General features: G+C 70.8%; 4 protein-coding genes. 1 reads left to right on the forward strand and 3 read right to left on the reverse strand.

Annotated features, from left to right (window positions below; translation table 11 throughout):
* The 3 genes from G6019_RS11595 to G6019_RS11605 form a co-directional block, all read right to left on the reverse strand.
* On the reverse strand, positions 1–390 hold a 390-nt coding region (locus G6019_RS11595), incomplete at its 3' end, for an alpha/beta fold hydrolase (RefSeq protein WP_182627640.1).
* Positions 383–907, reverse strand: a complete 525-nt coding sequence (locus G6019_RS11600; protein ID WP_107755275.1) for an SRPBCC family protein — start codon at positions 905–907, stop codon at positions 383–385. The genes G6019_RS11595 and G6019_RS11600, both read right to left, overlap by 8 nt.
* Before the next feature lie 56 nt (positions 908–963).
* Positions 964–3,216: a catalase gene (locus G6019_RS11605; protein ID WP_182612136.1), complete on the reverse strand. Its 2,253-nt coding sequence runs from the start codon at positions 3,214–3,216 to the stop codon at positions 964–966.
* A gap of 215 nt (positions 3,217–3,431) precedes the next feature.
* On the opposite strand from G6019_RS11605, the gene G6019_RS11610 reads away from it, so the two are divergent.
* A partial coding sequence (locus G6019_RS11610; protein WP_194305670.1) for an AI-2E family transporter occupies positions 3,432–4,635 on the forward strand: 1,204 nt, incomplete at its 3' end.

Here is a 4,635-nt window from a genome sequence, read left to right on the forward strand (position 1 = left end):
CCCGGCGGCCACGGCCCACGCCACGGCCGCGCCCCAGTCGTGGCCGACGACGTGGGCGGCGGGCAGGTCGGCACTGTCGAGCAGGCCGAGGACGTCCCCCACCAACTCGGAGAGTCGGTACGCTCGCCGTCCTGCAGGGCGGGCGGTGGAGCAGTAGCCGCGCTGGTCCAGGACCAGGGTGCGGAACCCGGCCGCGTGGAGGTGGGGGGCCACCGCGTCCCAGCTACTCGTGCGCTGCGGGAAGCCGTGGAGGAGAACCACGACGGGGCCGTCGGCCGGTCCGGAATCGATGGCCCGGAACCGGAGGCGACCCCGGGAGAACGTGATCTCCCGGGACGTCGCCGGTCCGGGTCGTGGCGGGGTCGGGCCGGGGACGGTCGGATCAGCCACGGACGTATCCTCTCCGGACAGCCCGCTCGAGGATGCCCAGGGTCGCTTTGAGCGCGGACGCGTCCAGCACCGGCAGGATGCCGGAGTCGCGCCACTTCGGGTGGGCCTCGGACCAGTCGTAGTAGCTCACGACCTCGGTCCCCTCGCCGAGCGGCGTCAGGCGGTACCCGTAGGTGTGACCGATGGGCGGCTTGATCTGGCCGTCGATGGTCCAGGCGATCTCCTCGCCCGGCACGAACCGGGTGATGATGACGGTCACGTCGTACCGGCCGAGGTCGTAGTCGCCGAGCGACTCACGGTCCATGTGGACGACGAACCGGTCGCCCGGGGCCGTGACCACCGAGCCCTCGGCGGACTGGAGCATCCCCGAGGAGTCGATGGCCACGTGACCGTCGGGATCGCAGAGTACGGCGAAGATCCGTTCCGCCGGCGCCGCGATGACCCGCCTGGCCTCGAGGCGGGTCCCGGGGGCGGCGTCGGCGGCCCCGGACGAGCTGGTCGGTTCGCTGTCCGTCATGGCGTCGACGCTACCCCCGGGTATCGGCCGGGCGCTGTGGTGAGGTGGGTTCCGCCTCAGACCCGTACGGGGTCCGGCCGGTCCCATGCGCGGTGGGTGGCGAGCAGCGGTTTGAGCGCGGGCAGGACCCCGGCCGCCTCGTCCACCACCACGACACCGGGTGAGTCGGTGGTGAGCCCCACGTCCGCGAGACCGTCGAGAGGAGCCAGCGAGGCGATCGCCTTCTTGTGCCGGAACATCTCGCTGAGCAGCACATCGGTCCTCGGGTGGGTGGGCAGATCCACCACGATGAGAGCGTCGAACTCGATCGACCGCTGGGTCTGATACGTCCGGGACACGGCGACGGTCGCATCCGGCTCGCCCTCGCCCAGCCGGCCACCGGTGGGGGCGATGACCAGCGGGACCATGTCGTCGGCGAAGACCGCCTGCTCGAGCTCCTTGACGGCGGCGACGTCGGACGCCTCGGTCACGAGAATCCCGATGAGGCGCCCGTCGGAGGGCCACTCGCGCCCGATCTGGGACAGCGCGGGGCTGGTGACGACCTCGGCCGTGGGCACCTCGGCGGGCGCTGGCAGACCGAGACCGGTGGCGACGGTGACGGCGAGGCCGTGGTCGATGCGGGCCAGTTGCTCCACCTGCCGGATCTTGATGTTCTCCTCGTAGCACTTGCCCAGTTCGAACGTGTAGGCGGCGGCGATGTGCTCCTGCTCCACCTCGGTCATGCTGGCGTAGAAGAGGGTCGCCTGTGAGAAGTGGTCGTCGAAGGTCGCCGGGGCGTCCCGGACCACCTGCGCGTCGGCGATCTGCTGCGCCACCTCCACCATCGCACCGTCGCTGGTGCCCGCGAGGAACGGGCACCCGCCGTCGAGGCTGTTCGGCTGGTACGGCGCGACCCCCACGTGATCGGCGGTCTGGTGCATCCCGTCGCGCAGCATGTCGTTGACCGGGGCGTGCGGCCGGTTGATGGGCAGCTGCCCGAAGTTCGGTCCGCCCAGGCGCGTGAGCTGGGTGTCGAGGTAGGAGAACAGCCGGCCCTGGAGGAGCGGGTCGCTGGTCACGTCGATGCCCGGCGCCAGGTGGCCCGGGTGGAACGCGACCTGCTCGGTCTCGGCGAAGTAGTTCTTGGGGTTGGCGTTGAGCGTCATGGTGCCGATCACCTGCACCGGCGCGAGCTCCTCGGGGACGATCTTGGTGGGGTCGAGCAGGTCGATCCCGTGGAACATCTCGCTGACGCCGTCGGAGTCCACGGTGTCGGGGAACACCTGGATCCCCAGATCCCACTTCGGGAACGCGCCGGCCTCGATGGCATCGGCCAGGTCCCGGCGGTGCAGATCGGGATCCATGCCGGCCGCGATCTGGGCCTCCTCCCACACCAGCGAGTGCACGCCGAGGTGGGGCTTCCAGTGGAACTTGACCAGGCTGGTCTCCCCCGCGTCGTTGATGAGCCGGAAGGTGTGGACCCCGAAACCCTCCATCGTCCGGTAGGAGCGGGGGATGCCGCGGTCGGACATGTTCCACATGGTGTGGTGCTGCGCCTCGGTGTGCAGGGAGACGAAGTCCCAGAACGTGTCGTGCGCGCTCTGGGCCTGGGGGATCTCGCGGTCCGGGTGGGGCTTGGCGGCGTGGACGACGTCGGGGAACTTGATCGCGTCCTGGATGAAGAACACGGGGATGTTGTTCCCGACCAGGTCCCACGTCCCCTCGTCGGTGTAGAACTTGGTCGCGAAACCACGGGTGTCGCGGACGGTGTCGGCGGAGCCGCGCGACCCGAGCACGGTGGAGAACCGGACGAAGACCTCGGTCTCCTTGCCGTCGGCGAAGACGCCGGCCTTGCACACCCTCGAGGCCGCGCCGTTGCCCACGAAGACCCCGTGCGCACCGGCGCCGCGGGCGTGGACCGCGCGCTCCGGGATCCGCTCGTGGTCGAAGTGCATGATCTTCTCGCGCAGGTGATGATCCTGCAGCAGGACCGGGCCGCGGCGGCCGGCCTTCTGGGAGTGGTCGGTCTCGGCCAGTCGCGCGCCCTGCGCGGTGGTGAGGAACTCACCCTGCTGGCGGGCGGCGTCCTCGGTATCGGAGGACTCCGCTCCGGTGGGGCTGTACGGCGTGGCGCCCTTCTGGTCCGGCTTGGGGGGAAGCGGTCCGGTGGGGTCGGTGGGCTCCTCGAGCGACGGGGGCTTGGGGGCCGGGACACCGGGGACGACGTCTCTGCCGCCGATGACCTCCTCGGCGAGTTTGCCGGCGGCGTCGGCGACCTTCTTGGCGGCCGCTTCGGCCGTCTTCGATGCAGCGGATTTCTTGTCAGACATGTGACTCCTCCGATGGGTTGGGTGTGAGTGCACGGGTGTCACACCGACTCTCCCACTCGGCGCGGACCGCGCAACCAGTCGCGGAGGAGGTCCGGTTGCCGTACGCTGCGCCGCCTCGTCGCCCGCACCCGCGTGTCCCCCCGCGCCTCCCCGACGGTGTGGCCGGGACTCACGAACCCGACGTCGACGGAGGTCAGCGCGCCTATGGTGTTCTCATGTCAACCCGCGGTGAGGACACCGGCACGACCGTGATCCCCCGAGCCCATCTCCCGTATCCGGTGGTGCTGGCGGCTGCCTGGGCGGCCTGCCTGCTGCTGATCGCCGGGGGCGGGTGGATCCTCGGACAGGCCATCGGCCGGTTGGCGATCATCCTGGCTCCGCTCGCCATCGCGGTGTTGCTCGCGGCCATGCTCCGACCGCTCGTGGACCGCGTGCCCCGGCAGGTCCCGCGGGCGCTGGCGTCCCTCGTCGTCGTCCTCGGTGTCCTGGCGCTGGTCATCGGGGCGCTGGCGGTGGTCACCACCCAGCTCGCGACCGGGGTTCCGGAGATGAGGGAGAAGATCGGCGGCGGCGTCGACACCGCACTGCGGTGGCTGGAGGACGGCCCGCTCCACCTCACCGCCGATCGACTCCAGGAGGCGGTCACCCAGGTCCGCAGCTGGATCGAGTCCCATTCCGAGGCCGTGGCCGCGGGCGCGGTCCAGTTCGGCCACACCGCCGTCGACGCGGTGGCCGGTCTGCTCATCTGCCTGGTCGCCCTGTTCTTCTTCCTCTACCAGGGGGAGAAGTTGTGGGTGTTCTTCGTCCGGTGGTTCCCCCGCGCGAGCCGGCTCACCGTCGATCGGGCGCTACGGCAGGGCTGGGGCAGTCTCGGCGCCTACACCCGCACGCAGCTGACCGTGGCCGCGATCAACGCCACCGGGGTGGGCCTCGGCGCGCTGGTGCTGCGCGTGCCCTTCGTGATCCCCATCGTTGTGGTGGTGTTCCTCGCGTCGTTCGTTCCCATCCTGGGGACTCTCGTCGCGGGGCTGATCCCCACGGTCTTGGCGCTGGTGGACCGGGGGCCGGTGATCGCCATCGCCATGCTGGCGATCGTCCTGGTGGTCCACCAGGTCGAGTCGCATCTGTTGCAACCGGTCCTCATGGGCCACGCGGTGGCGCTGCATCCGCTGGCCGTCATCGTCGTGGTGGCCGCGGGCACGTACCTGTTCGGCATCGTGGGAGCGCTGTTCGCCGTCCCCGTCACCGCCATGGCCAACACGGTGGTGAGATACCTGGCCGAGGGGAATGGTGACGACCCGGGCGTCGGCGGACCGGACGGGGGCGGACCGGACGGGGGCCCGATCGACGGGCCGGGGCCCGTGCCCGACCGGGCCAGTGTGTCCGGACCGGACCACGGGGACGACGACGGGGTCGATC

Source organism: Dietzia sp. DQ12-76, assembly GCF_014145045.1.
Taxonomy (GTDB): domain Bacteria; phylum Actinomycetota; class Actinomycetes; order Mycobacteriales; family Mycobacteriaceae; genus Dietzia.